27 protein-coding genes are annotated in these 24867 nt (G+C 71.6%); 10 read left to right on the top strand and 17 right to left on the bottom strand.

Going from position 1 to position 24867, the window contains the following annotated elements; genetic code table 11:
* Positions 1-6 precede the first annotated feature (6 nt).
* Positions 7-432 carry a hypothetical protein gene (locus tag LZ198_RS31570; RefSeq protein ID WP_253975833.1) on the top strand — a complete coding sequence of 142 codons (426 nt, stop codon included), beginning with the start codon at positions 7-9 and terminating at the stop codon, positions 430-432.
* 93 nt (positions 433-525) lie between these two features.
* Positions 526-948, top strand: coding sequence for a hypothetical protein (locus LZ198_RS31565; RefSeq protein WP_253975855.1), 423 nt, complete (start codon positions 526-528; stop codon positions 946-948).
* A gap of 55 nt (positions 949-1003) precedes the next feature.
* Here the strand turns inward: LZ198_RS31565 and LZ198_RS31560 are convergent, their stop codons facing one another.
* The 3 genes from LZ198_RS31560 to LZ198_RS31550 are packed head-to-tail and all read right to left on the bottom strand — an operon-like array spanning position 1004 to position 4222.
* Positions 1004-2200 (bottom strand): class I SAM-dependent rRNA methyltransferase, encoded by a 1197-nt coding sequence (locus LZ198_RS31560; RefSeq protein WP_253975832.1) that lies wholly within the window; start codon positions 2198-2200, stop codon positions 1004-1006.
* 4 nt (positions 2201-2204) lie between these two features.
* Positions 2205-3032, bottom strand: coding sequence for an HAD-IIB family hydrolase (locus LZ198_RS31555; RefSeq protein WP_253975831.1), 828 nt, complete (start codon positions 3030-3032; stop codon positions 2205-2207).
* On the bottom strand, positions 3032-4222 hold the full coding sequence (locus tag LZ198_RS31550; RefSeq protein WP_253975830.1) for a hypothetical protein: 1191 nt from the start codon (positions 4220-4222) through the stop codon (positions 3032-3034). The genes LZ198_RS31555 and LZ198_RS31550 overlap by 1 nt, the downstream gene beginning before the upstream one ends.
* An 80-nt stretch (positions 4223-4302) precedes the next feature.
* Here LZ198_RS31550 and corA point away from each other — a divergent pair, with 80 nt between their 5' ends.
* Entirely contained in the window at positions 4303-5247 is a 945-nt protein-coding gene (corA, locus tag LZ198_RS31545; protein ID WP_253975829.1) for a magnesium/cobalt transporter CorA, read from the top strand.
* 22 nt (positions 5248-5269) lie between these two features.
* Entirely contained in the window at positions 5270-6052 is a 783-nt protein-coding gene (locus LZ198_RS31540; RefSeq protein ID WP_253975828.1) for an alpha/beta fold hydrolase, read from the top strand.
* A 13-nt stretch (positions 6053-6065) separates the two neighbouring features.
* Here LZ198_RS31540 and LZ198_RS31535 read toward each other — a convergent pair whose 3' ends face one another.
* The 9 genes from LZ198_RS31535 to LZ198_RS31495 all read right to left on the bottom strand — a co-directional run bounded on the left by LZ198_RS31535 (position 6066) and on the right by LZ198_RS31495 (position 14247).
* A complete protein-coding gene (locus tag LZ198_RS31535) occupies positions 6066-7241 on the bottom strand; it encodes an ARPP-2 domain-containing protein (RefSeq protein ID WP_253975827.1) in 1176 nt (391 codons plus the stop codon).
* Positions 7238-8731 carry a hypothetical protein gene (locus tag LZ198_RS31530; RefSeq protein ID WP_253975826.1) on the bottom strand — a complete coding sequence of 498 codons (1494 nt, stop codon included), beginning with the start codon at positions 8729-8731 and terminating at the stop codon, positions 7238-7240. Before LZ198_RS31530 ends, LZ198_RS31535 begins: the two co-directional genes overlap by 4 nt.
* A 174-nt stretch (positions 8732-8905) precedes the next feature.
* Complete coding sequence (locus LZ198_RS31525) at positions 8906-9283, bottom strand: hypothetical protein (RefSeq protein ID WP_253975825.1); 378 nt, start codon at positions 9281-9283, stop codon at positions 8906-8908.
* A 37-nt stretch (positions 9284-9320) separates the two neighbouring features.
* On the bottom strand, positions 9321-10325 hold the full coding sequence (locus tag LZ198_RS31520; protein WP_253975824.1) for a dipeptidase: 1005 nt from the start codon (positions 10323-10325) through the stop codon (positions 9321-9323).
* A gap of 77 nt (positions 10326-10402) precedes the next feature.
* On the bottom strand, positions 10403-11536 hold the full coding sequence (locus LZ198_RS31515) for a serine/threonine-protein kinase (RefSeq protein WP_253975823.1): 1134 nt from the start codon (positions 11534-11536) through the stop codon (positions 10403-10405).
* A 198-nt stretch (positions 11537-11734) separates the two neighbouring features.
* Positions 11735-12346, bottom strand: coding sequence for a hypothetical protein (locus tag LZ198_RS31510; RefSeq protein WP_253975822.1), 612 nt, complete (start codon positions 12344-12346; stop codon positions 11735-11737).
* Positions 12347-12614: 268 nt separating this feature from the next.
* A complete protein-coding gene (locus tag LZ198_RS31505; protein WP_253975821.1) occupies positions 12615-13220 on the bottom strand; it encodes a hypothetical protein in 606 nt (201 codons plus the stop codon).
* 51 nt (positions 13221-13271) lie between these two features.
* Positions 13272-13823: a hypothetical protein gene (locus tag LZ198_RS31500; protein ID WP_253975820.1), complete on the bottom strand. Its 552-nt coding sequence runs from the start codon at positions 13821-13823 to the stop codon at positions 13272-13274.
* A gap of 10 nt (positions 13824-13833) precedes the next feature.
* Positions 13834-14247 (bottom strand): hypothetical protein, encoded by a 414-nt coding sequence (locus tag LZ198_RS31495; protein WP_253975819.1) that lies wholly within the window; start codon positions 14245-14247, stop codon positions 13834-13836.
* Between the two features lie 114 nt (positions 14248-14361).
* Between LZ198_RS31495 and thiS the strand changes: the two genes are divergently transcribed.
* The 6 genes from thiS to LZ198_RS31465 are packed head-to-tail and all read left to right on the top strand — an operon-like array spanning position 14362 to position 19136.
* Positions 14362-14562: a sulfur carrier protein ThiS gene (thiS, locus tag LZ198_RS43500; RefSeq protein WP_253975818.1), complete on the top strand. Its 201-nt coding sequence runs from the start codon at positions 14362-14364 to the stop codon at positions 14560-14562.
* A 15-nt stretch (positions 14563-14577) separates the two neighbouring features.
* Complete coding sequence (locus LZ198_RS31485; RefSeq protein WP_253975817.1) at positions 14578-15360, top strand: thiazole synthase; 783 nt, start codon at positions 14578-14580, stop codon at positions 15358-15360.
* Positions 15361-15379: 19 nt separating this feature from the next.
* The gene (locus LZ198_RS31480; protein ID WP_253975816.1) at positions 15380-16012 is read left to right on the top strand and encodes a thiamine phosphate synthase; all 633 of its coding nucleotides are present in this window, start codon (positions 15380-15382) and stop codon (positions 16010-16012) included.
* Entirely contained in the window at positions 16009-17040 is a 1032-nt protein-coding gene (locus LZ198_RS31475; protein ID WP_253975815.1) for a hypothetical protein, read from the top strand. Before LZ198_RS31480 ends, LZ198_RS31475 begins: the two co-directional genes overlap by 4 nt.
* Before the next feature lie 21 nt (positions 17041-17061).
* Positions 17062-17952, top strand: a complete 891-nt coding sequence (locus tag LZ198_RS31470; protein ID WP_253975814.1) for a DUF4129 domain-containing protein — start codon at positions 17062-17064, stop codon at positions 17950-17952.
* On the top strand, positions 17949-19136 hold the full coding sequence (locus tag LZ198_RS31465; RefSeq protein ID WP_253975813.1) for a DUF4350 domain-containing protein: 1188 nt from the start codon (positions 17949-17951) through the stop codon (positions 19134-19136). The genes LZ198_RS31470 and LZ198_RS31465 overlap by 4 nt, the downstream gene beginning before the upstream one ends.
* Before the next feature lie 58 nt (positions 19137-19194).
* On the opposite strand, the gene exoP is transcribed toward LZ198_RS31465, so the two are convergent.
* From exoP to exoL, 5 genes are all read right to left on the bottom strand, one after another.
* Positions 19195-20397, bottom strand: coding sequence for a spore coat polysaccharide biosynthesis glycosyltransferase ExoP (gene exoP / locus LZ198_RS31460; protein WP_253975812.1), 1203 nt, complete (start codon positions 20395-20397; stop codon positions 19195-19197).
* Between the two features lie 66 nt (positions 20398-20463).
* The gene (locus LZ198_RS31455; RefSeq protein ID WP_253975811.1) at positions 20464-21525 is read right to left on the bottom strand and encodes a glycosyltransferase family 4 protein; all 1062 of its coding nucleotides are present in this window, start codon (positions 21523-21525) and stop codon (positions 20464-20466) included.
* A 7-nt stretch (positions 21526-21532) separates the two neighbouring features.
* Positions 21533-22051, bottom strand: a complete 519-nt coding sequence (locus LZ198_RS31450; protein WP_253975810.1) for a serine O-acetyltransferase — start codon at positions 22049-22051, stop codon at positions 21533-21535.
* 92 nt (positions 22052-22143) lie between these two features.
* Positions 22144-23661 (bottom strand): spore coat polysaccharide flippase ExoM, encoded by a 1518-nt coding sequence (gene exoM / locus LZ198_RS43840; protein ID WP_253975809.1) that lies wholly within the window; start codon positions 23659-23661, stop codon positions 22144-22146.
* Complete coding sequence (exoL, locus tag LZ198_RS31440; RefSeq protein WP_323383087.1) at positions 23658-24758, bottom strand: spore coat polysaccharide deacetylase ExoL; 1101 nt, start codon at positions 24756-24758, stop codon at positions 23658-23660. Before exoL ends, exoM begins: the two co-directional genes overlap by 4 nt.
* Positions 24759-24867 lie beyond the last annotated feature (109 nt).

Below are 24867 nucleotides of genomic sequence, written 5' to 3'. Positions count from 1 at the left end.
ACGTCCATGACGCGTGACGAGGCGACGCAGCTGGTGCAGTCGTTCCTGAAGGCTCACGGTGTCCACCTGAGTCCCGGGCTCAACGCCAAGGGACTCGGTGGCGCGGTGGTCGGCGAGGCGCAGCTCTACTTCGAGCACACCGAGGACACCGGGGTGCTCAAGTGCAGCGCCCTCATCTACCGGTTCCGGGACGCGCCCCGCCCCGGCGTGCTCGACGGCTTCCGCGACGAGCAGAAGGCCGGCACCGACACGGGCGGCGGCACCGTCGACTTCGAGCCGGAGAGCAAGAGCCTCTTCCTGAGCCGCGGCTACACCACGCCCCCGGTGGACATCGTCTTCGCCTCGGAGATGAGCAAGCTCAACCAGGCCAGCCTCGTCTGGGGCGGCGACGTCTTCGAGCGCGTGGCCTCGAAGGTCATCCCGGCGAAGTAGCCCGCCTCCATGGCCTTCTCCCTCCCCCCTGGCATCCGGTGGCTCCTGACGACCATCGGCCTGGCGAAGCCTCCTCCGCCCGCCGGTGGCCCCATGACGCGCGAGGCGGCGCGTCAGTTGGTGGCCTGGTATCTCCAGTCGCGCGGCGCGGGACTGAGCGAGGGGCTCAACGCGCAGGGCCTCGGCGGCGCCATGGTGGGCGGCGCGCAGCTCTACTTCGAGCACCACGCGGACACGCAGACGCTCGAGTGCAGCGCGCTCGTCTACCGCTTCCGAGAGGACCCGAAGCCGGGCGTCATCGAGGGCTTCCGCCAGGAGGCCGCCGAGGGCACCGACGCGGGGGGTGGCGCCGTGGACTTCGAGGAGGAGAACAAGAGCCTCTTCCTGAGCCGCGACTACACGACGATGCCCGCGGGCTCCGCGTTCGAGAAGGACCTGGAGCGGCTCATGGACGCCAGCCAGGCCTGGGGCACCACGGTGCTGGACCGCGTGGCCACGCGGGTCTTCGGCACCTGAGGGCCTCGCGGGCCGGAGCGACGTCGCGCTCCGGGCCCCGTTTCCGGCGCGGTGGCTACACCGCCTGGAGCACGTAGAACTTGAGGTACTTCCCTTCCGGGAACTGCAACCGCACCGGGTGGTCCGGCGGCTGGTAGCGCTCCTCCACGAGCGCCAGGTCCACGCCGGCCTTGAAGCCCGCCTCGCGGACCGCGCCCATGAACTCATCCGGGCTCACGCGCGCCGAGCACGACGCGGTGGCCAGCAGCCCCCCCGGCCGCAGGATGGCGAGCGCCTGCCGGTTGAGCGACGCATACCCGTCGATGGCCGCCTGCACCGCGCGCTGGCTCTTCGCGAAGGCCGGCGGGTCCAGGATGAGCAGGTCGAAGGTGCGGCCCTCTTCCTTGAAGGACTGGATGATCTCGAACACGTCCGCCGCGAGGAAGTCGTGCTTCTCCGCCGGCAGCCCGTTGCGCGTGAAGTTCTCGCGCGCCAGGGCGATGGCGTCCGGATCCTGATCCACGGAGAACACGCTGTTGGCCCCGCCCAGCGCCGCGTTGACGGAGAACCCACCGCTGAAGCTGAAGCAGTTGAGGACGTCCCGCCCCTTCGCCAGCCGGCGGATGAGGTGGCGGTTCTCCCGCTGGTCGAGGAAGAAGCCCGTCTTCTGTCCGCGCCACACGTCGACCATGAACGTGGCCCCGCGCTCGCGGATGGCGACCTGCTCCGGCGCGGGAGGCCCGTACAGCATGCGCCCGGAGCCCCGCCCCTCGTCGTCCTCCACGTCGTCGCGCGCCACCTCGTCGCGGCCCACGATGCCCTTGAGGCCCGGGATGCCCGCCTTGAGCGCCTCGACGATGAGGGGGCGGTAGGGCGTCAGGCCCGCCGAGTACAGCTTCATCACCGCCCAGCCCGCGTAGAGGTCCACCACGACGCCTGGCAGCCCGTCGCCCTCGCCATGGATGAGGCGGTAGCTGTCCGTGTCGGAGAGGTCGATGAGGGACTGGCGCTCGGCCAACGCCTGGCGCACGCGGCGGGCGATGAAGGCCGAGTCCACCGTGTCGCGCGAGTCCCGCGTCAGCACGCGCACCGCGATGGCCGAGTGCGGGTCGTAGTACCCGCGCGCGACGAACTTCCCGTTCTCCGTCAGGTCCACCACGGCGCCCGCGGGAATCTTCGGGATGAACTCCAGCGCCTTGCGGAACACCCAGGGGTGTCCAGCGCGCAGGTGGCGCCCCAGTCCTCGCGCCAGCTCCAGCTTCACGACATTCACGGTGTCACTCCTCACGGCCCGCGCGGCGCCGGCGGGCGAGGATGGCACGGGCCAGCTCCTCGAAGCCCCGCCCCTCGGCCGCCCGGGTGATGAAGGCCGGTGGCGCGTCGATGCGGTCCAGCACCGCGCGCACGTTGGCCACGCCCACGCCCAGCTCGAATGCCTCGAACATCGGGGCATCGTTGAAAGAATCCCCCGCGTAGACGTATCGGCCGTCCCGCGGGTCCAGTCGCTCGCCCCACGCCACCTTCGCGAACCGCCGGGTGGCGCTCAGCTTGTCGAACCGGCCCAGCCAGCAGTTGACGTGGACCGACGAGCGCACCGCCGTCACCCCACGCGCCCGCAACAGTGACTCGATGCGGGAGGCCCCCTCCTCGCCCAGGCGGGCCTCCTCGTTGTAGTCCACCGCGAGGTCCACCTCCGTGTACGCGCTGTCCACCGACAGCCGCGCGCCCGGCACCCGCCGCAGCACCCGGGCCACCTCCGTCTGGAGGCGCTTGCGGTTCGCCACCCGCTCGGCGGGTCGCTCCCAGTACACCTTGCGCAGCTGGCCCCGGGCGCCTCGCAGGAAGAACAGGCCGCCGTTCTCCACGATGACGCCGTCCACCGGCAACTGCCGCGCCCACGCCTCGCCCCACCCCGCCGGCCGCCCGCTCACGAGCACCACGCGCAAGCCTGCGTCGGACAGGCGCTCCAGGGCGCGTACGGTGTCCGCGCGCAGCTTGTGCCCCGTGGTCAGCGTGCCGTCCACGTCCGTGAACACACCCTCCACCCGGGACAGGTCCGCCTCGCGCAGCGGACGCGGCGCCACCACCCGTGCTGGCGTCGTCATCACATCACGTCCAGTTGGGCCAGCAGTCCCTGGAAGGCCTCGATGCTCACGCGCAGCTCCACGCCCGTGAGCTGGGCCAGCGGCTGCTTGCGGGCCTTGCGCAGGAAGGTGTCCAGCTCCGACTCGCGGCCGTAGAGCGCCTGGCCCATGCCCACCGCCTCCGCGAGCAGCTTCGCCGCGCCCGCCTCGTCGGCGTCGACGAGCGACAGCGCCCGCTCCAGCCGCACGCCACAGGAGGCCCAGACCTCGCGGTCGTGGATGATGAGCACCTGCCGCTGGTTCACCGCGGACAGGCCCCGCACGAAGCCCTCCAGCTCGCCGACGACCTTGAGCAGGTCCTCGCGCCCGGGGCTCGGGAGGATGGCCAGCCGCCCCACCTCGGCGCGCATCTCCACGATGTGGCGCTTGTCCTGCGCGCGCAGGTTCCGGTACGCCGCCGTGCGCCCGAACGCATCCAGCTCCGTCTGGAGCTGCTGCGCGTTCCACTGCACGTCCTCCGGCTCCGCCTCCTTCACCTTGTTGAGCCGCGACGCCAGGATGCGCGCCAGGTCGGAGGTGATGGCGCGCACCGTGACGGCCGCCTTCACCTCCGCCTCGTGGCCGGGCACCACCTGCGCGCGCGACACCTCGGAGAACGTCGACGCCGTCTCGTAGACGAGGTTGCCGACCTGCTCTCGGAAGCGGGCGCGGAAGCGCTGGATCTCCGCCAGGAGCGTCCACCGGTCGCTCACCACGGACGGGTTGCGCATGGCCTCGCCCAACTGGGTGACCCCCAGGGCGAGCTGCTGCATCGCGTCCTGCAGGACGGCCGTCGGATCCTGTCCCGAAGCGCCGCGCGAGCGCCCCGCCTCGTTCGCCGCGCGACTCACGGTGTCCGCCCCCCCCCCGGGAGGCTGCGCGGGGAACTGCTCGCGGATGACGTTGAGCAGCGCGTTGACGTCCATCACCGTGTCCCGGATGACGGGCGCCATCTCCTCCCACAGCGACAGGTCCGGGCTCGAGTCCACGACGGGCGTCTCGTACTTCACCAGGTCCATGTCGCTCAGCCGGCCGATGGCGGCGGCGGCGGCGACGTACACCTTGCGCAGCCGACCGGAGAACACGGGGTCGGGGAGCGCCTGGAGGATCTCTTCGAGCCTCTTCAGGAGGGAGGTCTGCGGGTTTTCAGCGTCAACGGACACGGGGGGCACACTCTAGCGCTCGACTTCCGCGCGGGGGAGTTCTAGCACTCGCCCCGGGGCCGTGCCGCAAGGTCCGGGAGCGCTACGGGATGATCCAGGTCTGTCTGCTGAAGGATGGGACCCTCTTCACGGGTGGTGAGGAGCTGCTCGAGCAAGAAGGCAGGAAGTGGGTCGACGTCCTGCACCCCGACGAGGCGGTGATGGCCCGGCTGGCGGAGCGGTTCGGCCTGCACAAGCTGGCCGTCGAGGACTGCCTCCACCTGGACCAGCGCCCCAAGCTGGAGGAGTACCCCAACCACGTCTTCGTCGTGCTCCAGGGTTTCACCGCCTCCGGCGAGGACGCGTGCGACCTGACGATGCATGAGCACCACTTCTTCCTGGCGAAGGAATGGATCATCAGCGTCCACGAGCTGCCCTTCGCGGGCCACGCCGGCGTCGTCCAGCGCGTGAAGACGGACCCCAAGGGCACGCTGGAGCGGGGCACGGACTTCATCCTCTACCTGCTCGCGGACGGCCTGGTGGACGCGCAGTTCCCCCTGCTCGACGCGTTCAGCGACGAGCTGGAGGACCTGGAGGTGGCCATCTTCGCGAACGCGGAGAAGTCCCACCTCCAGCGCATCTTCGAGATGAAGCGCACGCTGGTGCAGCTGCGCCGCGTGCTGTCGCCCCAGCGCGACGTGGTGGGGCTGATGGCCCGGCGGGGCATCCCCAACGTGGACGAGCGCTCCACCCTCTACTTCCGCGACGTGTACGACCACCTGGTGCGGCTGTACGAGGCCATCGACGCGGGCAGGGACCTGCTGGGCAACGTGATGGACGGCTACCTGTCCATGGTCGCCAACAAGACGAACGACATCACCAAGCAGCTCACCATCTTCGCCACCATCTTCCTGCCCCTTTCGTTCATCGTCGGATTCTTCGGGCAGAACTTCGAGGTGCTGTCGGGTCGGGGCTCGTACTACGCGATGTGGGCGATGATCATCCTCCTGCCCGTGGGCCTGTTTCTGTGGTTCAAGCGGAAGCAATGGCTCTGACTCGCAATCGCCCGGAGGCCGAATGCTGACCGTCACCGTGGATGGAATCCCGCTGCACTATCGAGACGTGGGCCAGGGCCCACCGGTGTTGCTGCTCCATGCCTTCCCCCTCAACGGGGACGCGTTCGACGCCCAGGTGAGGGCACTGTCGGGGCGCTTCCGCTTCATCGTCCCGGACCACCGGGGCTTCGGGGAGAGCGTGCCCGGCGAGGGCCCCACGGAGATGTCCCGCATCGCCAAGGACGCCCTGGGCATCCTCGACGCGCTGAACATCGACCGGGCGGTGGTGGGCGGCGTCTCCATGGGTGGCTACGCGGCCATGGCCCTCTTGAGAGAGGACGCGGGGCGCGTCGCGGGGCTCGTGCTGGCGGACACCCAGTGCACACCGGACGACGAGGCCGGCAAGGCCCGGCGCGAGGCCTCCGCGAAGGAGGTGCTGGAGCGCGGAGCGGATCCACTCATCGAGTCCCTCCTGCCCAAGCTCGTCGTGGGAGGCCGCCAGTCCTCCGTCGGGCACCAGGTGGAGGCGATGATCCGCACCGCGTCGCGCGCGGGCATCGCCGCGGCCCTGCGAGGCATGGCGCTGCGCCCCGACAGCAAGGACATCCTCGCGCGCTACGCGGGCCCCACGCTGGTGGTGGTGGGCGAGCACGACGTCACCACCCCGCTGGAGAAGGCGAAGCAGATGGCGGACCTCGTGTCGGGTGCGCGGCTGGAGGTCATCCCCGGCGCGGCGCACCTGGCGAACCAGGAGCAGCCCGAGAAGTTCAACGCCGTCCTGGACGCGTTCCTCTCCTCGCTCTGAGGACCCCGGCGCGTCAGCGCGACTTCCCGACCGCGCGCCGGGCCTCCTCGAGGACGTGCGGCTTCACGAGGTAGCCGAACCCCGCGTTCTCCAAGCGGACGAGCAGGTCCGCCCGGGTCGTCCGCATCACCTCGGCCGCCTCGTCCAACGCCCAGTCCGCTTCGGCGAGCTGCTGGAGCAGGTACGCCCGCCGGGTCTGCGCCGCGGAGAGGCGGAGCGTCTTGAGGTACTCCAGCGTCCCCTCCGGCCCGACGATGGCCTCCCCGAGGTGGTTCTCCTCCGAGGGCACCAGGCGCGTATGGAAGCGCTGGAGCAGGAACGGCCCCGCCTCGTAGACCTCGCGGGACGTCACGTCGACCCCGAACAGCCCCCCGGCCATGAACGCGTGGAAGTCCGCCCAGTCCGCGCGCATGCGGGAGACCTCCGTCCCCAGGTCCTCCAGGCTTCGGACACGCGCGTCGTCGAGGGTGAGGCCCAGCGCGGGCGCCTCGGAGAGGAAGCCGAACTGGAGCAGCAGCTCGCCGTAGAAGTCCTCCAACAGCGTGCGGTGCAGCGCGCGGTAGTCCTCCGGGTGTGGGACGACGAAGGCAGACAGCAGCTCGTCCGCGTTGAACAACAGCAACCCCACCTGACGCTCGTGCAGCTCGAAGGTGCGCAGGGCGCCGTCGAGGAGGGGCTCGGACCAGCCCGGGTACGCCTGCTCCGAACGGGGGCTCAGGCCACGCGAGAGCGCCTCGCGCGAATACTCCGCCCAGGCGAGCTCCGGCCCGCCGAAGTGCAGCGCCAGGAAGCCCTCCATCGCCAGGTGCAGCGGCAGCATGCGCAGTTGGTGCTTGTCCTCGCGGCGCACCATCCGGTGCAGGAGGCGGACCGCCAGGGGCCCAGCCTTCACCTTCTTGCCGTCCTGTACGTGGAGCCGCGTGCCATAGGTGGCGTCGGCCTGACGCGGGCTCCAGTCCACCACCAACCCATGGGGGATGTACGTGACGTACCTGAGCCCCCGCCCCTTCAGCTCCCCCTCCAGGGTGACGACGGAGACGGCGTCGCCATAACCCCGTCGCGACAGACGCAGGTCGTCGCGCACCACGTCCCGCAGCACGGGCACCAGCCGCAGGCGCCCCCAGACCTGGGACGGCGCGAGCCTCAAGCCCCGGGGCTCCAGCTTCTGGATGAGTCGCGCGTCCTTCATGACTCGACCTCCTCCGCGGGGGAGGTCGGGGCTTGCGACTCACCGCGCGTTCGCAGGCGCGCATCCCGCTCCAACCAGGGCGTCACGCGCGCGGCGAGGTACTGCTCCAGCTCCCCCAGCGAGGCCGTCCCCTCCGCGAAGCGCGCGAAGCCCAGCACCGTCGGAAGGTCCTCCGCGTCGCGCACGCCCACCGTGGGGACCGCGAGGCCGAACGAGCGCGGCGCATACTCCTCCGCGTCGAACACCGGGTTCACGTGCACCAGGGCCGTGCGGCGTCCGGGGTCCAGCTTCGCGCGGAACACCCGCGTCAGCTCGGCCACCGCCCCGGGCGGGTCGTTGTCGTAGCCATCCGAGACGATGACCACCAGCTCCGCGCCCCACGACAGCGCCTCCAGCAGCGGCGTGGCGAGGTCCGACTGTCCACGCGCGGTCGCGAGGAGCGGCGCCTCCACCGGGCTCGTCCAGAACGCGCGGAACTCCCGGGCCGCGCCCTCCAGCAGGTAGTGCGCCGCGAGGGCCACGGCCAGCGGACGGCGGCGCTTCTGCAGCGAGCCCGAAGCCGAATAGCTGTTGTCCAACACCACCGCGACGCGCCCCAGGGACGACGGCGCCCGCGCCAGCACCCGCGCCGCGGAGCGCTCCAACGCCGTGTGCAACTCCACTCGCCGCGCCCTTCGCGTCTCGAGGTCCAGCGAGAGCACGTAGAGCGCCAGCTTCGTCAACGGCGCCCGCTCCAGGTCCACCGGCGGCTCCACGCCGCCCTCCCGGGCCGCGGACTCCTGGAGGCGCAGTCGCTCCGCCTGGGTGAGGCGCGGCTCGATGCGCCGGAGGAACACGTCGCGCGCGACGCCATGCCGCGCGGCCAGTCCCTCCGCCACCGTGAAGGGCAATGCGTAGAGCGCCTCCTGGGAGAAGTGCGCCTTCCGGAAGGACTCCAGCAGGGGCTCCGTGAAGCCGCGCTTCTTCCAGCCGTGGAACAGGAAGGCCCCCAGCTCACCGGGGAGCTTCAGGTGCCCGTGCGCCACCGTCGCCCGCAGCTTGGAGCGGTACTTCACGGCGTCGAACGGCAGGTTGCCGCGTCCCGCCACATAGTCCCGGGCGACGGCGCGGGCGCGGCGGTTGTTGATGCGCCGCGCGCGCAGCGACTCCAGGACGCGGAAGGCCCGCTGGGTCGGAAGGCCCCGGAGGGCCGCGGCGATGAGGGCCCCCTCCTCCCCGCGCTCCGCCGCGTCGGACGGGCTGCCCGCGGCGAGCAGGTTGAGGACGATCTGCGCCTGGTTGAAGTGGTTGATGCCCGCCGCGAGCGTGCGGCGGTACAGGCGCCGGTAGTTGCCCAGGATGTACTGGTGCAGGAACTCGATGGAGACCGTCTGGCCGCGCGCATCGCCGTAGAACTCCCGCTGGCCGGTGCAGGAGAAGCACGCGTTGACGAACATCACCAGGTCCTCGCGGGCGACCTGCTCGATGCGGACTTCTCGGGGCGACGACATCGTGCGCACGGCCTCCGGACGGGAGAGACGAGCGCCGCTCGGGGAAGAGTGAAACGACCAGCGTGTCAGGCTCCAAAGGCTTGAATCGGAAGTCGCATCGGAGTCCCGCGAGCGGCGCTCCGACGCTACCACACGACCCGCGCCGGGAGGGCCTGACGCGCCTGGGCCCCCTGCTCAGGGCTGGCAGGTGACCTCGGAGTCCTCCACGGTGCAGGACGCGCAGCTCGCCGTCTCGACCAGGACGCCCTGGCGACACTCGAGCATCGACTTGCCGTCCTTGCTGCACAGGCCCTTGCCCTCGGCGCTGGCCGCGCACGCGTCCCCCGCGCCGTTGAGCGACGTGTCGCAGCGCACCGTGTCACCGGACTCGCGGCAGCCGAGCGGCCCCCGACACTGGACCTCCCGGAGCTTCCCGTCGCGGCACTCCAGCGCGAGCACGGCCTCCTGGCAGATGAAACCATTCCCATCACAGTCGTCGCCCACGCTCTGACCGCAGCCGGCGACGAGGAGGGAGCCCACAACGGACACGAGGAAGAAGAGAGAACGATTCATGGGTCTCCAGCCAATATTTCGAGCGTCCCGCTCCCGGTCAACCACCCAGTGTCTCCTGGAAGAAACGCCGGAAGTTTCCACCCATGACCCGTTCCACCCACGACTCCGGGTGGCGCTTCAGGAGGGCGGCGGTGAGCAGCGGCAGGTCGGTGACGTCCTTCATCCCCTTGGGCAGCGGCACCATGCCGTCGTGATCCGACCCGAGCCCCACGCCCTCCTCGCCCATGACGTCCACCGCGTGCTCGATGTGGCGAACCACGTCGTCCACGGTGTCCCCGCCCAGGTACACGGGGGCGAAAATGATGCCCACCACCCCGCCCCGCTCCGCGATGAAGCGCAAGGACGCATCACTCAGGTTGCGCCAGCCGCCTCCCGCCGCGCGCACGCCCGTGTGCGAGCAGAAGAAGCGCACCTCCGGGTGGGAGAAGAGGTCCGCCAGCGTGTGCTCCGAGGCATGCGCCACGTCCACGCTCATCCCCAGGCGCGCCATCTCCGCCATGACGTCGCGCCCCAGCGCGGTGAGGCCCCGGTTTCCCATCATGGGAAAAGAGGAGCCCCCCAGGTCGTTGTTCGACAGGTGCGTCAGCCCCATGAAGCGCACCCCACGCCGGTGCAGCTCCGCCAGCCGCTCCACCCGCCCCTCGATGGCGTGCCCCCCTTCGATGCCCAGCACCGCGGACAGCCGCCCCCGGGCGAGGTTCTCCTCCAGCACGGGCCCCGACGTGGCCACCCGCACCGTGTCCCCCGAGGCCTGACAGAACGCGTCCATCCGCTCCAACTGCCACAAGGCCCGCGTCCACTCGCTCGCCCGGGCCTCCCGGGGCCACCCCCGCCACGCGGCGAACACCGGGAAGCCACCGATGAACGGGAAGCCCCGGGTGACGATGGTGAAGCACTGGAGCTTCACCCCCGCCTCGCGCAGGCGAGGGAAGTCCACATGCCCCTCGTCGGAGCGGACCCCCAGGTCCCGGTTCCACATGAGGGAGTCCGCATGCCCGTCCGCGATGCACCAGCGCTGGTGGAGCTCGTTCACGTCGCCCATGGGGCCCCAGTCTGCCCATCCCCGCACGCCACACAAGCACCCCGTCCTCCGGACAGGGCTTCGACGTCCACCGCCGCTCACGTCCCCGTCGGGCGCTCGGAGAAGGAGGGCTCCTCGTGGAGCGGCTCCTCGTCGGGCCCGAGCACGTCCGCGCCGCGACGGCGGGCACGCGCATCACGGCGCACCTGGGCCACCTCGCGCTCCGCCTCCGGGGGACCATACGGATACCCCAGCCCCCCGAGCACCGCCCGAAGCGCGTCGCGCAGCTCCTCCGCGCGCTGGAAGCGCTCGGAGGGTTCACGGCGCAACAGCCGCCCCAGGAGGGTCCTCACCGGAGGGGACAACCCCCGCGTGGCGTGGTCGACGTGGTCCGGAGAGAGGCATGCCATGCGCGCGGCCATCATGGGCGCGGTCAACCAGCTTGGCGTCTCCGCCTCGAGCAGCTCCGTGTCCGGCGGCGGGCCGGAGGCGATCGCCGCGCGCTCCACCGCCTCCAGGTCCAGCAGGTGCAGGCCCGTGAGCAACTCCAGCAGCACCACGCCCAGGGAGAACAGGTCCGCCCGGCCGTCCAGCGGTCTGCGCAGCAGCGCCTCGGGTGAGGCATACGCCAGGTCTCCCCGGACGACGTGCCCCTCCGTGTCCATCCTCCCCGGCAGCTTCGCCCAGGCCAGCGCGAAGTCCGCCAGCTTCACGTGTCCCCGCGTATCCACGCGCAGCGTGCGCGGGCTGATGTCCCGGTGGACGATGCCCAGCGGCCGGCCCCGATCATCCTCCAACGTGTGGGCATGGTGCAGGGCGTCCGCGACCTGCGCGCCCACGTACAGCGCGAAGGCCTCCGACAGGGGCCTGCGCCGGAGCGCCGCGAGGCTGATGATCGTCTCCAGGCTGCGCCCCTCCACGTACTCCATGACGAGGTGGGGCGCGCCGTCGTGCACGCGCACCAGGAACACCTGCGCGATGGCCGGATGCGACAGCCGCATCAGCAGCTTGACCTCCTCGCGCAGGCGCGCCCGCCCGAGCACGTCCCCGGTGTCCCGCAGGCGCTTGACGAGCACCAGGTCTCCGGGTGAGTCCGCGTAGTGCCGGCGGGCCACGAGCAGCTCGCCCGGGCCGCGTCCGCCCAGGTAGCGGATCAGCTCGTAGGCGGTCGCGCCGGTGGAGAAGAGGATGAAGGGTCTGGACGAAGGGGTTTCGGGGTGACGAGTGCCCATGAGGCTCCAGGTGGCGAGGTCCTCCCCAGGGTTGGGAAGGCGTGGGGATACCCCACGGGTTCCTCCTACCACCCACGTCCGACACGTCCTTCCAACCCCTCAGAACGGATTCTGGAAAGAAAAGGAAACGGCCCCGCCGGAGCAAGGGCCGTTCCAGGGCGGTCCGTGAGGAGACGGACCGCCCGCCTGCGCTGTCGGCTACCGCGTCGTCGGCGTCACCACCTGGGTGACGTTCAGCTCGCGGACCACCATGTCCTTGCCGTCCTGGACGTAGGAGGCGCGGATCTGGTCACCCTCCTTGATGTCGCCCAGCTTCACCGGACGGTTGTTCTGGAGGATGCGGCTCTGGTCGTTGGTCTTCAGCTTGAGCTCGCGGTTGCTGGAGGTGTCGACCACGGTGAGCGAGTTGATGCCGGAGGACAGCACGCGGCCCTGGACGCTGACGGCGGCCGCGGTGGCGCCCGCCGTGCCGGAGCCGCCCAGCGCCAGGTCCTCCTGGCTGTTGCGCTCGGCCTCGCTCAGGTCCTGCTGTTCGTCGCGTACGTCCTTCTGCGCGCTGGCAATGTCCTCCCGCGCGTCCCGCCGCGTCTCCGCCATGGCCTCCTGGGCGTCGCGGTGGGCCTCGGCGACGCTCTCGTTCTCGTCGCGCTGGGCCTGCGCCAGGTCCTTCTGCTCGTCCTGGCGGACCTCCGCCGTCTTCTGCTGGGCCTCGGCCTGGGCCTCGGCGACGTCCTGGCGCTCCTCGGCGACGTTGTCCCGCTTGCACCCGGTCACCATCGCCACCGCCGCAACAGCACCGACTGCCATCATGAGCTTGCGCATATTCTCCTGCCCCTTTCAGTAGGCTGTCCGGTCGAGCCTCTGTCTCCCGGTGTTGGGCAGAAAGTGAGCGTTCCCCCCTCCCCCGGAAAGGGCTTGCGGCAAGCACGAGAAATGCCCAGGGAGTCGGCACGGGCGACACGGCGCCTGGTCGTCCGGCCGCTCTGCGTGGGAACAATCCCTGGAGACCCTCACGGGTGGGAAACGGCGTGCCCGGAGAGGTCACGCCCTTCCCCTTTCACCCGACCGCGGGGCGAGGCTACCCGCCGTCGCGCGAGCCGGCGTCGGAGCCCGCATCCGACGAACCGCCGTCCGCGGTGCCGCCGTCCGGGTTCGTCGTGCCGTCATCGCAGTACGGAGCGCCCCCCAGCACCCACCGGGCGATGAGCGCGCGCTCATCGGCGGAAGGCGACGGCACGGCGCTGCCGGAGGGCGGCATGTCCTGGAAGACCGAGGCGCGCTGGCGGACGCGCTCCGCCTTCGCGTAGGCCCCCGGCACCGTCCCGGCGTCGGTCCCACCGTCCACGCCGCCGTCCGGTGGCGCGTAGTAGTCGAGCCGGAACGAGGCGACCTGGCTGCCGCTGGTGTCCGCGCCGTGGCAGGAGCTCACGCAGCTCGCGGCGAGGATGGGCTGGATGTCCGCGCAGTACGTCGGCACTGGCCCCGCGTCGCCGCCGCCCGCGTCGCCGGTCCCGGGCAGGCCCAGCACCTCGCACGTGCGGCCCGCGCCCGGACGCACCGCGATGCAGACATGGGTGTCGGGACAGTCACTCGGCCACTCGCACGTCTTGCCGGTGAAGTCCGTCACGTCGATGGTGCAGGCCACGGCGAGGCCGACGCAGACGCACGCGAGGAGTTTCTTCATGGGATGGGCTCGTCGTGGAAACGGAAGCGGGAGGCGGTTGCGGGGGACGACTCAGAGGCCACCATCGGTGCCGGCATCGGTCCCCCCGTCGGTGTCGCAGTAGGGCGCGCCCCCCGCCACCCAGCGGGCGATGAGCGCGCGCTGTGCGTCCGTGGGCCTGGCGACCGCGCTTGTCGACGGGGGCATGTCCCGCGAGTCGAAGGCCCGCGCCTTGATGCGCGCCGCCCTCGCCTTCGCGCCGGGGACGCCATTGCCCGTGGGCTCGTAGTAGTCCAGGCGGAAGTTGGACACCTGGCTGCCGCTGGTGTCCGCGCCGTGACAGGTGCTCACGCAGCTCGCGGCGAGGATGGGCTCGATGTCCGCGCAGTACGTCGGCACGGTGCCCGCGTCGGCGCCGCCGTCCGAAGCGGAGGCGACTGGCGGGTAGACGACCTCGCACGTGCGCTGACCCTCGACGCTCCCCCCGGTGCAGGCGTAGAGCGAGGGACAGTCGGAGTCTTCCGAGCAGGCGCGACCGGCGACTTCGTCCATCTGGATGGAGCAGGCCACGGCGACCAGCAGCGCGCCACAGGCGACGAGGGGGACGGGAGAGCGGTTGAGCACGGGGGGCCGTTCAGAAGTGGTAGGTCAGACTCGCCGCGTCGGCGGCCTCGTCGGGCAGCAGCTCCAGCACCAGGCCGTACAGCACCGCGGCGCCTGCGGCGACGTACAGGACGTTGGCGGTGGCCGAGGCGGCGCGCGCGCGATCCATCCCGATGCGCGCCTCCCGTGCGGACGTCAGCCCCTGGGCCCGCTTCGCCTCGCCCTGCGCGAAGAAGCCCAGCCCCAGGCCGCCCAGGGCCAGCACCCCGCCCGCGACGAACGCGTAGCGGTGTCCATGCAGCGCGGGCGTGGAGGCGCGGACGGGCGCGTCGACGGCGGCGACCGGCGCGTCCTCCGAGGTGGTGTCCTCGGCGGCGGCGGTGAAGGGCAACCCGAGCGCGACGACGAGCGCGGAGGAGACAAGCCTGCTGGGAGCCATGAGCATGACGCCGAGTATACCGGTGACGATGGCGGACGTACTGCCCGAGTGTGCGTTGACAGCACGGTCCCCCCCCCTGTAGTGGCTCGTCCGGTCCCCTACGCAAGGAGCCGTGAGGCCGTGCAGGTCTGGGTCAACGGAGAAACGCGCGAGGTGCCGGAAGCGCTGACGCTTGCGGCCCTGCTGGAGTCGCTGCGGATCGGCGGTCCGGGCGTGGCCGTGGAGGTGAACGCCGAGGTGGTGCGCCGCGCCCGCCACCCCGAGCACCACCTCCAGCCAGGGGACCGCGTGGAGATCGTCACCTTCGTCGGCGGCGGGTAGCGAGGAGTCAACCCCATGAGCATCCAGGACAAGCCCTTCACCCTCGCGGGAGTGACGTTCTCCTCCCGCCTCATCCTCGGCACGGGCAAGTACCCCAGCCACGAGATCATGAAGCGCTGCCACGAGCTCTCCGGCACGGAGATGATCACCGTGGCCGTGCGCCGGCTGGACCTGAAGGCCACCGGCGAGGCCTCGCTGATGAACTGGGTGGACCGGCAGAAGCTGCGCCTGCTGCCCAACACCGCCCTCTGCTACACGGCCGACGACGCGGTGCGCACCTGCCGGCTCGCGGAGGAGCTGGGCATGAGCAAGTGGGTCAAGCTCGAGGTGCTCGGCGACGAGAAGACGCTCTATCCGGACGTCGAGGAGACGGTGAAGGCCGCCCGCATCCTGGTCAAGGAAGGCTTCACCGTGCTCCCCTACACCAGCGACGACCCCATCACGGCGCGCAAGCTGGAGGACGCCGGCTGCGCGGCGGTCATGCCCCTGGCGGCCCCCATCGGCAGCGGCCTGGGCGTCCGCAACCCGCACAACATCCGCCTCATCATGGAGACGGTGAAGGTGCCCGTCATCGTCGACGCGGGCGTGGGCACCGCCTCCGACGCGGCCATCGTCATGGAGCTGGGCGTGGACGGCGTCCTCATGAACACCGCCATCGCCGGCGCGAAGGACCCGGTGCGCATGGCCGTGGCCATGAAGAAGGCCGTGGAGGCCGGACGCGACGCGTACCTCGCCGGCCGAATCCCCCGGAAGGCCTACGGCTCCGCCTCCAGCCCCATCGACGGCCTCGTCGACTGAGGCGAGGGGCCCGCTCCCGGTGACGCCCCTCCCCCGCCTCGTCGTCGTCACCGACTGGCGCCTGCCCACCGACGCCCTCCTGCGCGCGCTCGAGCGGGCGCTGGAGGCCGGACCGGACGTCGCCATCCAACACCGGCACCCGGAGGCGCCCACGCGCCAGTTCCTCGCGGAGGCCCGGATGCTGGCCTCGCTGTGCCAGGCCCGGGGCAACCCGCTGTTCGTCAACGGCCGGCTCGACGTCGCGCTGCTCGTGGGCGCGCACCTGCACCTGGCCGCCTCCGGCCCCGTCCCCGCGGAGGTCCGCCCCCATCTGCCCCCGGGCCGGCTCGTCAGCATGGCGGTGCACGACGCCCGGGAGGCGCGCGCGGCGGCTGGAGCGGACCTCGCGCTGGTGAGCCCCGTGTTCGCGCCTGGCTCCAAGCCCGGGGATACGCGCGCGACGCTGGGACTGGAGGGCTTCCTCGCCGTGTCACGGGCGCTCGCCTGCCCTGCCCTCGCCCTGGGTGGCATCACCCCGGAGCGCGCGCGTCAGGTGCCCGGCGCGGCGGGGTTCGCCGTCATCTCCGCCGTGCTGGAGGCGGAGGATCCCGCCGACGCGGCCCGGTCGCTGCTAACGGCCAGCCCGGCTCGGGCTATACTGCGCGCCCCGTGACCTCCACGCCCACCACCTCCGCGCTGCGTCCCCTCGCCATGGGGGAGATGATCGACCGCTCCGTCGCCTTCTGGCGCGGCCACCTCAAGCCCCTCTTCGTCTTGAGCCTGGGCTACACGCTCATGGGCTACATCATCGCCAAGACCATGGTGGTGGCCACGCAGCGGTGGACCCCGTTGCTCTACTCGCCGGAGCGCGACGAGATCGCGAAGTCGGACCCCACGGCGATGATGGGCCAGGTGGGACTCATGACCGCGCTGTGGGGCGGCATGTTCGTGCTCGTCATCTGGATCTACTGGTTCGCCATGGTGGCCACCGCCCGCTACGTGGCCTCTGCGCAGTTGGGCACCCCCGTCAGCGCCGCGGACGGGCTGCGCCGCGCCCTGTCGCAAGTGGGGCCGTTGACGGGCGCGTACCTGCTGTCCCTGGGCTGGGCCTGCCTCATCACCCTCCTGCTGGTGCTGCCGGGGGGCCTGATGCTCTTCGGGGGCGCGGTGCTGGTCGCCGCGAAGTCCAACATCCTCGGCGCCGTGCTCGTCGGCGTGGGCACCCTGCTGGCCGTCCTCGGCGTGTTCGCGGCGATGCTCTGGTACTTCCTGCGGTTCCTCCTGCTGCCTCCCGTGCTCGCCATGGAGGACCTGGGCGCGTGGGCCGCGTTCAAGCGCTCCGGGTCCCTGCTGTCGGGCCGCGTGGAGCCCGGGTTCCTGGGGCGCGTGGTGGTGCGAGCGATGATCCTCTTCACCGTCGTGAGCCTCATCCTGCTCTCGCTCCACTTCGTCTTCACCATCCCCTCGTGGCTGGTGATGCTGCCGTATGGGAGCCCCTTCGACGCGTCGACCCTGGCGCGTACGCCCCAGTACCTCCTGGTGCCCGTGGAGATCCTCCAGGCGGTGGCGCAGGCCATCTTCTCGCCCGTCAACTTCGTCTTCTGCACCCTCTTCTACCTGGACATGCGCGTGCGCCGCGAGGCGCTGGACCTGGAGCAGCGCCTGGGTGCCCCCGAGCCGTCCTCCCCGCAGGCGGCCTGAAGCCCCGCCACGAGGCCTCCCGTGTCCGCCCTGTCCCTCCTCGTCCTGCTGACCGCCCTGCCCTGCGCCGAGCGCGAGGCCACGGCGCATTCACTGGAGGAGCTGGCCCGGACACAGCCCTCCCAACTGCCCGCGGCCCTGGAGGGACTCACGCCGCGCCTGAGGGGCGTGCCCCTGCCTCCCGCGGAGGAGGGAGCCACCGCGCCCCAGCGCGCGAAGCAGGTGGCGGACTTCCTGGAGCACCTGTGCGCCCTGGAGGCGCGGCGGGACGAGGTCCCCGTCCCCGAGCTCTCCACCGAAGAGCAAGGACGCTTGAAGGCCATCCTCGATCGGCCGGAGTTCGCCCAGGCCCGGAAGCGACATGGCGACCTGCTCAAGCAGTGGATGCGCCGCATCGAGGGCTGGCTGGAGGGGCTCTTCGAGTCGCGGGAGGCCCAGGGTTTCGCGGTGGCCACCCGCGCGGTGATGCTGGGCCTGGCGCTCGCCGTGGTGCTGTGGGGCGTGCTGCGCCTGCGCGAGCGGCGGCTGCGCCGTCCCGTCGCGACGACGGGCGCGACCCTCGCCGAGCGCCCCCTCGTGCTCGACGCGCCCCCCGAGCACCTGAGACGGGCACGCGCGGCCCTGCCCCATGACGCCCGCGAGGGCATTCGCGAGGGCCTGCTGGCCCTCCTGTCCTCGCTCGAGGAGCGGCGCTGGGCCCGCCCGGACCGGGTGCGGACGAACCGTGAGCTCGCGGCGGAGCTGCCGTCGCGTGGCGCTCCCGCCGCCGTGGTCGGGGAGGTCGAGCGCCTCGTGCGCTGGTACGACCAGACGTTCTATTCCCTCACCCCCGTGAGGGAAGACGAGGCCACACGCTTCATCGACGCGGTCGAGCGGCTCCACCGCGAGCCGGGCGCGGAGGTCGCCGCGTGAAGAACGTCCGGACCCTCGCCGCCTTCGCGCTGCTCATCGCCCTGGCGCTCGCCGTGGGCCTGTCCGCGCGGAGGGAGCCCCCGGAGTCCCCGGTGCCCACCGTGGAGAACACAGGTCCCCAGGGTGCCCGGGCGCTCTACCTGTTCCTGCGCGAGGGCGGACGCCCGGTGGCCACGTCGCTCGCTCCGCTCGACGCCCTGCCGAAGGACACCCGAACCCTCGTCATCGCCGCCCCCGAGGGCCGCCCCATCACCAAGGACGAGGTGCTCGCGCTGCGGTCGTTCGTCGAGGTGGGTGGCACCCTCGTCTACTTGTCTCCACGCGAGCTGGGACGACACCAGGCGGCCTTGGAGTCGTGGCTGCGGCTGGAGGAAGGCCCCTTGTTGCCGGCGACGGAGCGAGGCCTGGGCACGGACCTGGCGGACGCGGGCGGGACCACCGTGGACGTCTGGGTCTCCACCGGCCCGCTGCGCGGCCTGACCTCGCTGCGTGTCTCGCAGGAGCGGGGCATCGTCGTCTGGCACCCGGACGCCCTGCCCCTGGCGGGCCTCGGCGGCGCCGTGACGCTGTGGCGGCGCGCGGTGGGGAGCGGGGAGATCTTCATCCTCGCGGGCGCGGATCTGCTCGAAAACCGCCGCCTGGAGCTGCTGGACAACACCCGGTTCTGGGACGCGCTCTCGCTCCGGGGGCCGCTCGTGGTCGACGAGTACCACCACCTCCAGGCCCCGCCCCCACCGCTGTCGCGCGGCATCTGGGTGTTCGTCGCCCAGGTCCTGGGAGTGGGACTCCTCTACGCCCTCTCCCGCGGGACGCGGTTCGGCGCGCCCCGGCCCCTGCGCGTCGAGCGCCACCGCTCCGCGCTCGAGTACGTGCGCAGCATGGGCTGGCTGATGCGACGGGCGAAGGTGGAGAGGGAGCTGCTCCCGGAGCTGGACCGGGCGCTGCGCCAGCGCATGCAGGAGCGCCTGGGCATCTCCCTCACCCTGGACGACGCGGAGGCGGCGCGGCTGCTGGAGCGGGACGGAGGCATCGCCGCCGCCCACTACCTGGCGGCGCGGGCGGAGCTCACCAGCCTCCAGGCCCAGCCCGTCGTGCGTCCCGCGGACTACGCGCGGGTGGCGCGCGCCTATGCCCACCTGGAGCGCGCCGTGACGGGGCACGCGTCGTCGCGCCCCGCGGCCTGAAGCGTCCTCCGTCCGACGGACGCCGCGCGCGATTCACGCGACGTGCCGTCGGAGTGTCTCAAAGCGACTTTCCGGCCGCCAACATCGCCGTGCCCACGTGGTGGCGGATCTCATCCACGCGCGCGTCCCAGCTCTCGTTGAAGATGCGCTCGGCGCGCTCGCGGCTCGGACCCGCGCCCTCCGCGAGGCACTCGTCCACCTTCTGCACGAAGTCCGGGGTGGAGGTGGCGATCTTGCACAGCCCCACCTTGCGGACCTCCGGCAGGTCCGTCGAGACGACGGGGAGCCCCGCGGCCAGGTACTCGCGGACCTTCAGCGGATTGGCGTTGAGCGTCAGCTCGCTGACCTTGAAGGGCATGAGCGCGACGTCGAAGGCGCGGCTGTAGCCCGGCAGGTCCGCGTAGGGCTTGCGGCCGAGCATGTGGATGTTGGGCTCGGCCCGCAGCGCGGAGTCGTCACAGTCCGGGGTCGTCTTGCCGATGATGACCACGGAGCCCTCCCGGTGCGCGCGGGCGGTGGCGACGATGGCCTCCTGGTCCACCCAGTCCGCCACCAGTCCGAAGAAGCCGATGATGGGCTTGGGCAGCCGGGCGATGTCGTCGGGGATGCGCGTGGCCGGGTCGCACGCCTTCACGAAGTGGCGGAAGTCCGTGCCGTGCCGCACCAGCACCGTGCGCGGGTTGACCCGGGACTTGCTCTCCCGCAGGCGCTCCGCGGAGGTGATGCACAGGTCGGCGCGGCGCAGGAGCCGCTCCTCCAGCTCCGCGATGTGCCGACCGTTGGTGTCGCTGAAGGCGGAGAACTCGTCGACGCAGTGATAGACGACGAACTCCTCGCCCAGCGTCCCGGAGACCGGGGCGGAGGCCGGCAGGAAGCTCCAGGAGATGGGGCGCTGGAAGCCGAGCTGCTTCATCGCCCGGCGGACCTGGAGCCGCAGCAGCTCCCGGTTGGCGCCGCGCACCAGCTCCGAGCCATAGAACGGAATCGCCAGCGGCGACAGGACGTGGAGGTTGGGCTCCACCTCGCGCAGGCCCTGGGTGAAGCGCTCCAGCTTGCCGAGGATGCGCTTGACGTCGTGCGCGTTCGCGCGCGGCGCCCGGTTGCCGATGCTGTTCACCCACAGGATGCGGTTGTCCCGGGAGAGGATCCGCATGATGTGGACCTTGGACAGCGGGTCGCCGTCCCAGTCGTTGGAGAACACCACCAGGTCTCTGCCCCGAAGGGCTCGGCGGGTCAGGTCCAGGTCATCACTGCGGCGCATGTCTCTCGTCTCCTGTGTCGAACACCCTCGCGGCTCGCCGCGAGTCGTAGCGTGTGAAGGGCCCGCTCAAGCCGCGGGCGCGGGCCTGGGGGACGTCCGCCCCCCGGAGGTGGCGTCCGCGTACAGCCCGAGCAACACCGGCCCCGCGTCCGGGGCCTGGATACGCGGCAGCCCCGCGGCCACGGCCTCGCGCACGGCCGACGCCAGGGCCGTCGAATCGCCCGCGCGGAACACGCGGGTGCCCTCGGGGCGCGCGCACACGTCGCTCGCCACGCACGGCACCCCCAGGGCCAGCGCCTCGCGCACGGAGAGGGAGTCCCCGTCGTGCGTGGTGGGCCGCAGGAAGGCGGCGCTGTGCTGGATGAGCCCCAGCGCCTCGCCGTGCTCCAGCTCCCCCAGCACCTCCAGGTGCCTGGCGACGCCGGACTCCCGCACGTCGCGGAGGAACGTCTCCGAATCGGTTCCCGGACCGAACACCGCGAGCCCCACGTCCGGCCACGTCTCCGCCAGCTCGCGCACGGCGCGGAACGCGACCCGCCGGCCATAGACGGGCGACGGGTGGTGAGCGAACGTCAGCAGCGGGCGCCTGCGGGCGAGCCCGGCCTCCACCGCCTCGGGGACCGGCCCCGGCCGCACCTGCGACGCGCAGAAGGCCGGGTGCACGACCAGCTTCTCCTCCGGGACACGACACGCCACCAGCGCGTCCCGCACCGCCCCGGACACCGCGATGATGCGCGAGTAGCCCGCCAGCGCCACGCGCGCGAAGGCCCGCCGCGCCGCGGACGCGGCCAGGTAGTCCGGCAGCAGCCCGGAGTGCAGGGTGATGAAGCGGGGCGCGCGGCCCACGGGCAGGCTCCCCACCGTGGCCGCGAGCAGCCACGCCTTCGGGTTGTTGCCGCTGGAGTGGACGTGCACCGTCCAACCGGAGGTCAGGAACCCCGCGAGCCGCAGACCGAAGGGGGCGATGCCCCGCACCGGGTGGACGTCCGGAGCCGGCCGGCCGCCCTTCCCGATGTCCAGCACCTTGGCCTCGACCCCGCGCTCGCGCAGGAACCGGTGGAGCTGTTGGACGTGGATCGCCACGCCACCATGCGGCGGCGGATGGTCACCAACCAGGAGCACGCGCATGGAGGCCCTATCGAGGAATCGAGGCGGCGGGAGGCACGGGCGACAGCGGCGCGCGGCGGGGCAACAGCCCCATCTCCCGCTGGTACGTGGTGAGCGGATCCGGATCCTGCCGGATGACCCGCGCCGGGATGCCCGCGACCACCATGCCGGGCGCCACGTCCTTGAGCACCACCGCGTTGGCGCCGATGACGGCGAAGTCGCCTACGTGGATGTTGCCGAGGATCTTCGCCCCGGCCCCCACCCGCACGTAGTCACCGATGACCGGCGCGCCCTCGATGCCGGAGCGGCCGCCGATCGTCACCTGCTGGGAGATGAGGCAATGGCGGCCGATGCGCGCCGCCTTGTGGATGACCACGCCGATTCCGCCGTAGCCCAGTTGCGTCCCCTCGCCGATCTCCGCCTCGTCGGGCACGTACGAGCTGTGCAGATAGTAGATGGCCTTGCGAAGGACCGCCGGAAGCAGCGGAATCCGCCGGGCCCGCAGCCGCCTGGCCAACCGGTACAACGTCATCGCGTCGACACCCATCACGCCTCCCTGCCCCGAGCTTGCGACGGCGAGGAACCTAGGCACCCACCCCCCGGGAGGGAAGTAGGCCCCGGAGTGCCACGCCCTCCGCTTCACGCGCGTCGTGGACGCAGCCCGGCGATCAACGCCAGCGGCCGGATGCCCGCGAAGCGCAGCGCGACCAGGTAGCCGGTGGCGTACAACACGCCGGCGACGGCCAGCGGAAGCACCCGCCAGAAGAAGCCCCCCGGCAGCCGCCCCCAGGCCCCCTGCGCTCCGGCGCGCAGGGCGAACACCCCCACCGCGGCGGCACCCGCCGCCAGCGACGCCCGCCCCAGCGCCTTCCAGGGGATGACGTCCATCAGTCCCAGCGACAGCCTCGGCGTGGACAGCGCCTCCGGCACGCGCCGCAGGAGGAGCACCTTGCCCACCAGCTCCGCCACCGCCCACGAACCGATACCGCCCATCAGCCCCAGGTACCGCACCCCCAGGAAGACGAGCGGCACCGTCACCGCGGCCTTCACCGCGTAGGACACGAAGATGGCGCGCGTCAGCCCCCGCGCCCGCAGCGTCCCGTCCATGGGCAGGATGGCGAGCACCACGCCCAGCACGCTGACGCGGAAGACGGGCACCGCCGGCAGGAACTTCTCGCCGAACAGCGCGCCGATGAACTCCGGCGCCGCCGCGAACAGGAACGCCGCGAACGGCAGGAAGACATAGGCCAGCCGCCCCGCCGCCTCGCGGAACGCCTGGACACCCTCCTCCAGCCGCCCCTCGCGCTCCAGCTCACCCAGCCGGACCATCAGCACCTCGCTGGTGGGCGTGTAGAGCAGGTCCACCACGGGCAGCTGGAAGCACCCCACGCGGTACAGCGCATAGAGCGCCGGCGCCACCGCGCCCGCCACCGCGTACAGGTGCGCGTTCTGTTGGGGAATCGCCAGCAGCATGGCCGCGCCGAAGGGCGCCGCGTAGGACACCTGCCCCCGGAACAGCGCGCGGTCCACCAGCGGGCCGCTGACGCCCCGGAACACCACGCCCCAGGTCGCCGCGTACCGGACCGCCGCGAAGAGGGCCACCGCCACCATCACCCCGTGCAGCGACGCCCCCAGCAGCGGAGGCACCACCATGACGGCGGCGCGCAGCCCGTCCGACACCAGGTACACCCCGGCCGACGCGCGCGTGCGCCCCTGCGCCGTGAGCGACACCTCCAACGGGAAGCTGCCCAGCAGGAAGGCCGTATAGGCCGCCAGGGGCGCGCGGTGCTCGAGCAGCGCGGGGTTGGAGAACCACGCCGCCAACGGCCCCAGGAGCCCCCAGACGATGGCCGCGCCCAGGAGCCCCGCGCCGGACATGAACAGCAGCGTCTGGCCCAGGTACGGCCGCTTCTGTTCGGCGCGCGGAAGGAAGTAGTAGAGGCTCTGCACCACGCCGAACGGCAGGACGTAGTAGAGCGTCGTGGCGATGAGGAACAGTTGGTAGTACGTGCCGTACTCGTCCAGGCGCAACACCCGGGCGAGCACGAGCGGGATGGACAGCGTCAGCCCGGCGGTGAACAGCCGGGCCAACACCAGCGGTCCGGCCCGCCCGAGGAACGAGCCCCCGGGCGCGACGGACGTGGAGGCTCCGCTCACGGAACCTCCTGCATGAGGGCCCCCGGAGGCGCCGCCAGCACGTTGCCGAGCACCGCCCCGCGGAACGCATGCGGGCGCCGCCCCGGCACCGGCCGGCTCATGCCCAGCACGCCGAAGCAGTCGTCGAACTGGCAGCCCGTCAGCGGCGAGGAGTAGTCCCCCAACAGCCCCAGGCTGAAGTTCTCCCACATCACCTTGCGCTTGAGGGTGAATGGATCCCCGCCGATGCGGTTGGGCAGGTCCTCCGTCGTGACCCCCGAGCGGAAGCCGTGCTGCGACAGCACGCGGATGATCTCATCCGAATACCAGCCGTTGCAGTACGCGAAGTCGCGGACCTGGATGCCCACCTCCTGTTCGATGGTGCGCTTGGACTCGAGGATCTCCTGCTCCACCACCGCCGCGGGCTCGAGCGTCAGCACCGTGTGGCCGAGCGTGTGCGCCCCGAACTCGAACCCGTCGCCGGCCATGCGGCGCACCTCGTCCCAGTTCATGATGTCGCCCTGCTCCGGCACCAGGTCCGGCCCGCCGCCCAGTTGCTGCTCCAGCGCGTCGATGATGGACGTCAGCACGCGCGTGGGGTGCTCACCGATGAAGTCGTCCAGCGCCGCCGACACCGTCTTCTGGCCGGAGAGGATGGGCCCCAGCAGCTCCATGGAGGCCTCGGGCAGCTCCGCGTAGATGGGGTGGTAGTGCCGCTCCTGCGCCCGCCGCAGCAGGTGGAAGAGCCGGTCATGGTTGAAGCGCCGCTTCGTGCCGATGAACGCCGTCGGCAGGTAGGTGATGGCCGGCACCCCCAGCTGCTTCAGGATGGGATAGGCGTACCGGTAGACGTCCCGGTACCCGTCGTCGAACGTGATGACGCACAGGTCCTTCTTGGTGACCCGCCGCCCGTTCATCACGTCGACCGCGTCGCCAATCGACGCGAACTCGAAACCCGCCGCCGTGGCCTCGTCGATGTGCCGGCGGAATGTCTCCTGGCTGATGAGCAGCCCCGGGATGGAGCGCTGCAGCTCCCCCGTGAAGTCGCTCACCACCCGGTGGTAGCTCACGATGAGGATGCGCCTACCACCCGACTGCGCGCGCCGGTATGCCGCCATCGCCCGGCGCATTCCACTGTAGTGCAGTACGCCAGCGGCCGCTGCCTTGACCGCTCTCCGCAAGACCCTCGCTGTCGCCATCACGCCCTCCGTCGCGGAATACGAATCA

The sequence above is a fragment of the Myxococcus dinghuensis genome, from assembly GCF_024198235.1.
Lineage (GTDB): Bacteria > Myxococcota > Myxococcia > Myxococcales > Myxococcaceae > Myxococcus > Myxococcus dinghuensis.
Note: the sequence above shows the minus strand (reverse complement) of the source record. Positions and strands in the feature narration are given on the sequence as shown.

Coding starts and splice junctions, on each gene's coding strand:
- LZ198_RS31485 (WP_253975817.1), top strand. CDS start 14,578: ATGAGCATCCAGGACAAGCCCTTCACCCTCGCGGGAGTGACGTTCTCC.
- LZ198_RS31515 (WP_253975823.1), bottom strand. CDS start 11,536: ATGGGCACTCGTCACCCCGAAACCCCTTCGTCCAGACCCTTCATCCTC.
- LZ198_RS31510 (WP_253975822.1), bottom strand. CDS start 12,346: ATGATGGCAGTCGGTGCTGTTGCGGCGGTGGCGATGGTGACCGGGTGC.
- LZ198_RS31495 (WP_253975819.1), bottom strand. CDS start 14,247: ATGCTCATGGCTCCCAGCAGGCTTGTCTCCTCCGCGCTCGTCGTCGCG.
- exoP (WP_253975812.1), bottom strand. CDS start 20,397: ATGCGCCGCAGTGATGACCTGGACCTGACCCGCCGAGCCCTTCGGGGC.
- LZ198_RS31540 (WP_253975828.1), top strand. CDS start 5,270: ATGCTGACCGTCACCGTGGATGGAATCCCGCTGCACTATCGAGACGTG.
- LZ198_RS31525 (WP_253975825.1), bottom strand. CDS start 9,283: ATGAATCGTTCTCTCTTCTTCCTCGTGTCCGTTGTGGGCTCCCTCCTC.
- LZ198_RS31505 (WP_253975821.1), bottom strand. CDS start 13,220: ATGAAGAAACTCCTCGCGTGCGTCTGCGTCGGCCTCGCCGTGGCCTGC.
- LZ198_RS31530 (WP_253975826.1), bottom strand. CDS start 8,731: ATGTCGTCGCCCCGAGAAGTCCGCATCGAGCAGGTCGCCCGCGAGGAC.
- exoL (WP_323383087.1), bottom strand. CDS start 24,758: ATGGCGGCATACCGGCGCGCGCAGTCGGGTGGTAGGCGCATCCTCATC.
- LZ198_RS31450 (WP_253975810.1), bottom strand. CDS start 22,051: ATGGGTGTCGACGCGATGACGTTGTACCGGTTGGCCAGGCGGCTGCGG.
- corA (WP_253975829.1), top strand. CDS start 4,303: ATGATCCAGGTCTGTCTGCTGAAGGATGGGACCCTCTTCACGGGTGGT.
- LZ198_RS31520 (WP_253975824.1), bottom strand. CDS start 10,325: ATGGGCGACGTGAACGAGCTCCACCAGCGCTGGTGCATCGCGGACGGG.
- LZ198_RS31570 (WP_253975833.1), top strand. CDS start 7: ATGACGCGTGACGAGGCGACGCAGCTGGTGCAGTCGTTCCTGAAGGCT.
- LZ198_RS31555 (WP_253975831.1), bottom strand. CDS start 3,032: ATGACGACGCCAGCACGGGTGGTGGCGCCGCGTCCGCTGCGCGAGGCG.
- LZ198_RS31565 (WP_253975855.1), top strand. CDS start 526: ATGACGCGCGAGGCGGCGCGTCAGTTGGTGGCCTGGTATCTCCAGTCG.
- LZ198_RS31455 (WP_253975811.1), bottom strand. CDS start 21,525: ATGCGCGTGCTCCTGGTTGGTGACCATCCGCCGCCGCATGGTGGCGTG.
- LZ198_RS31535 (WP_253975827.1), bottom strand. CDS start 7,241: ATGAAGGACGCGCGACTCATCCAGAAGCTGGAGCCCCGGGGCTTGAGG.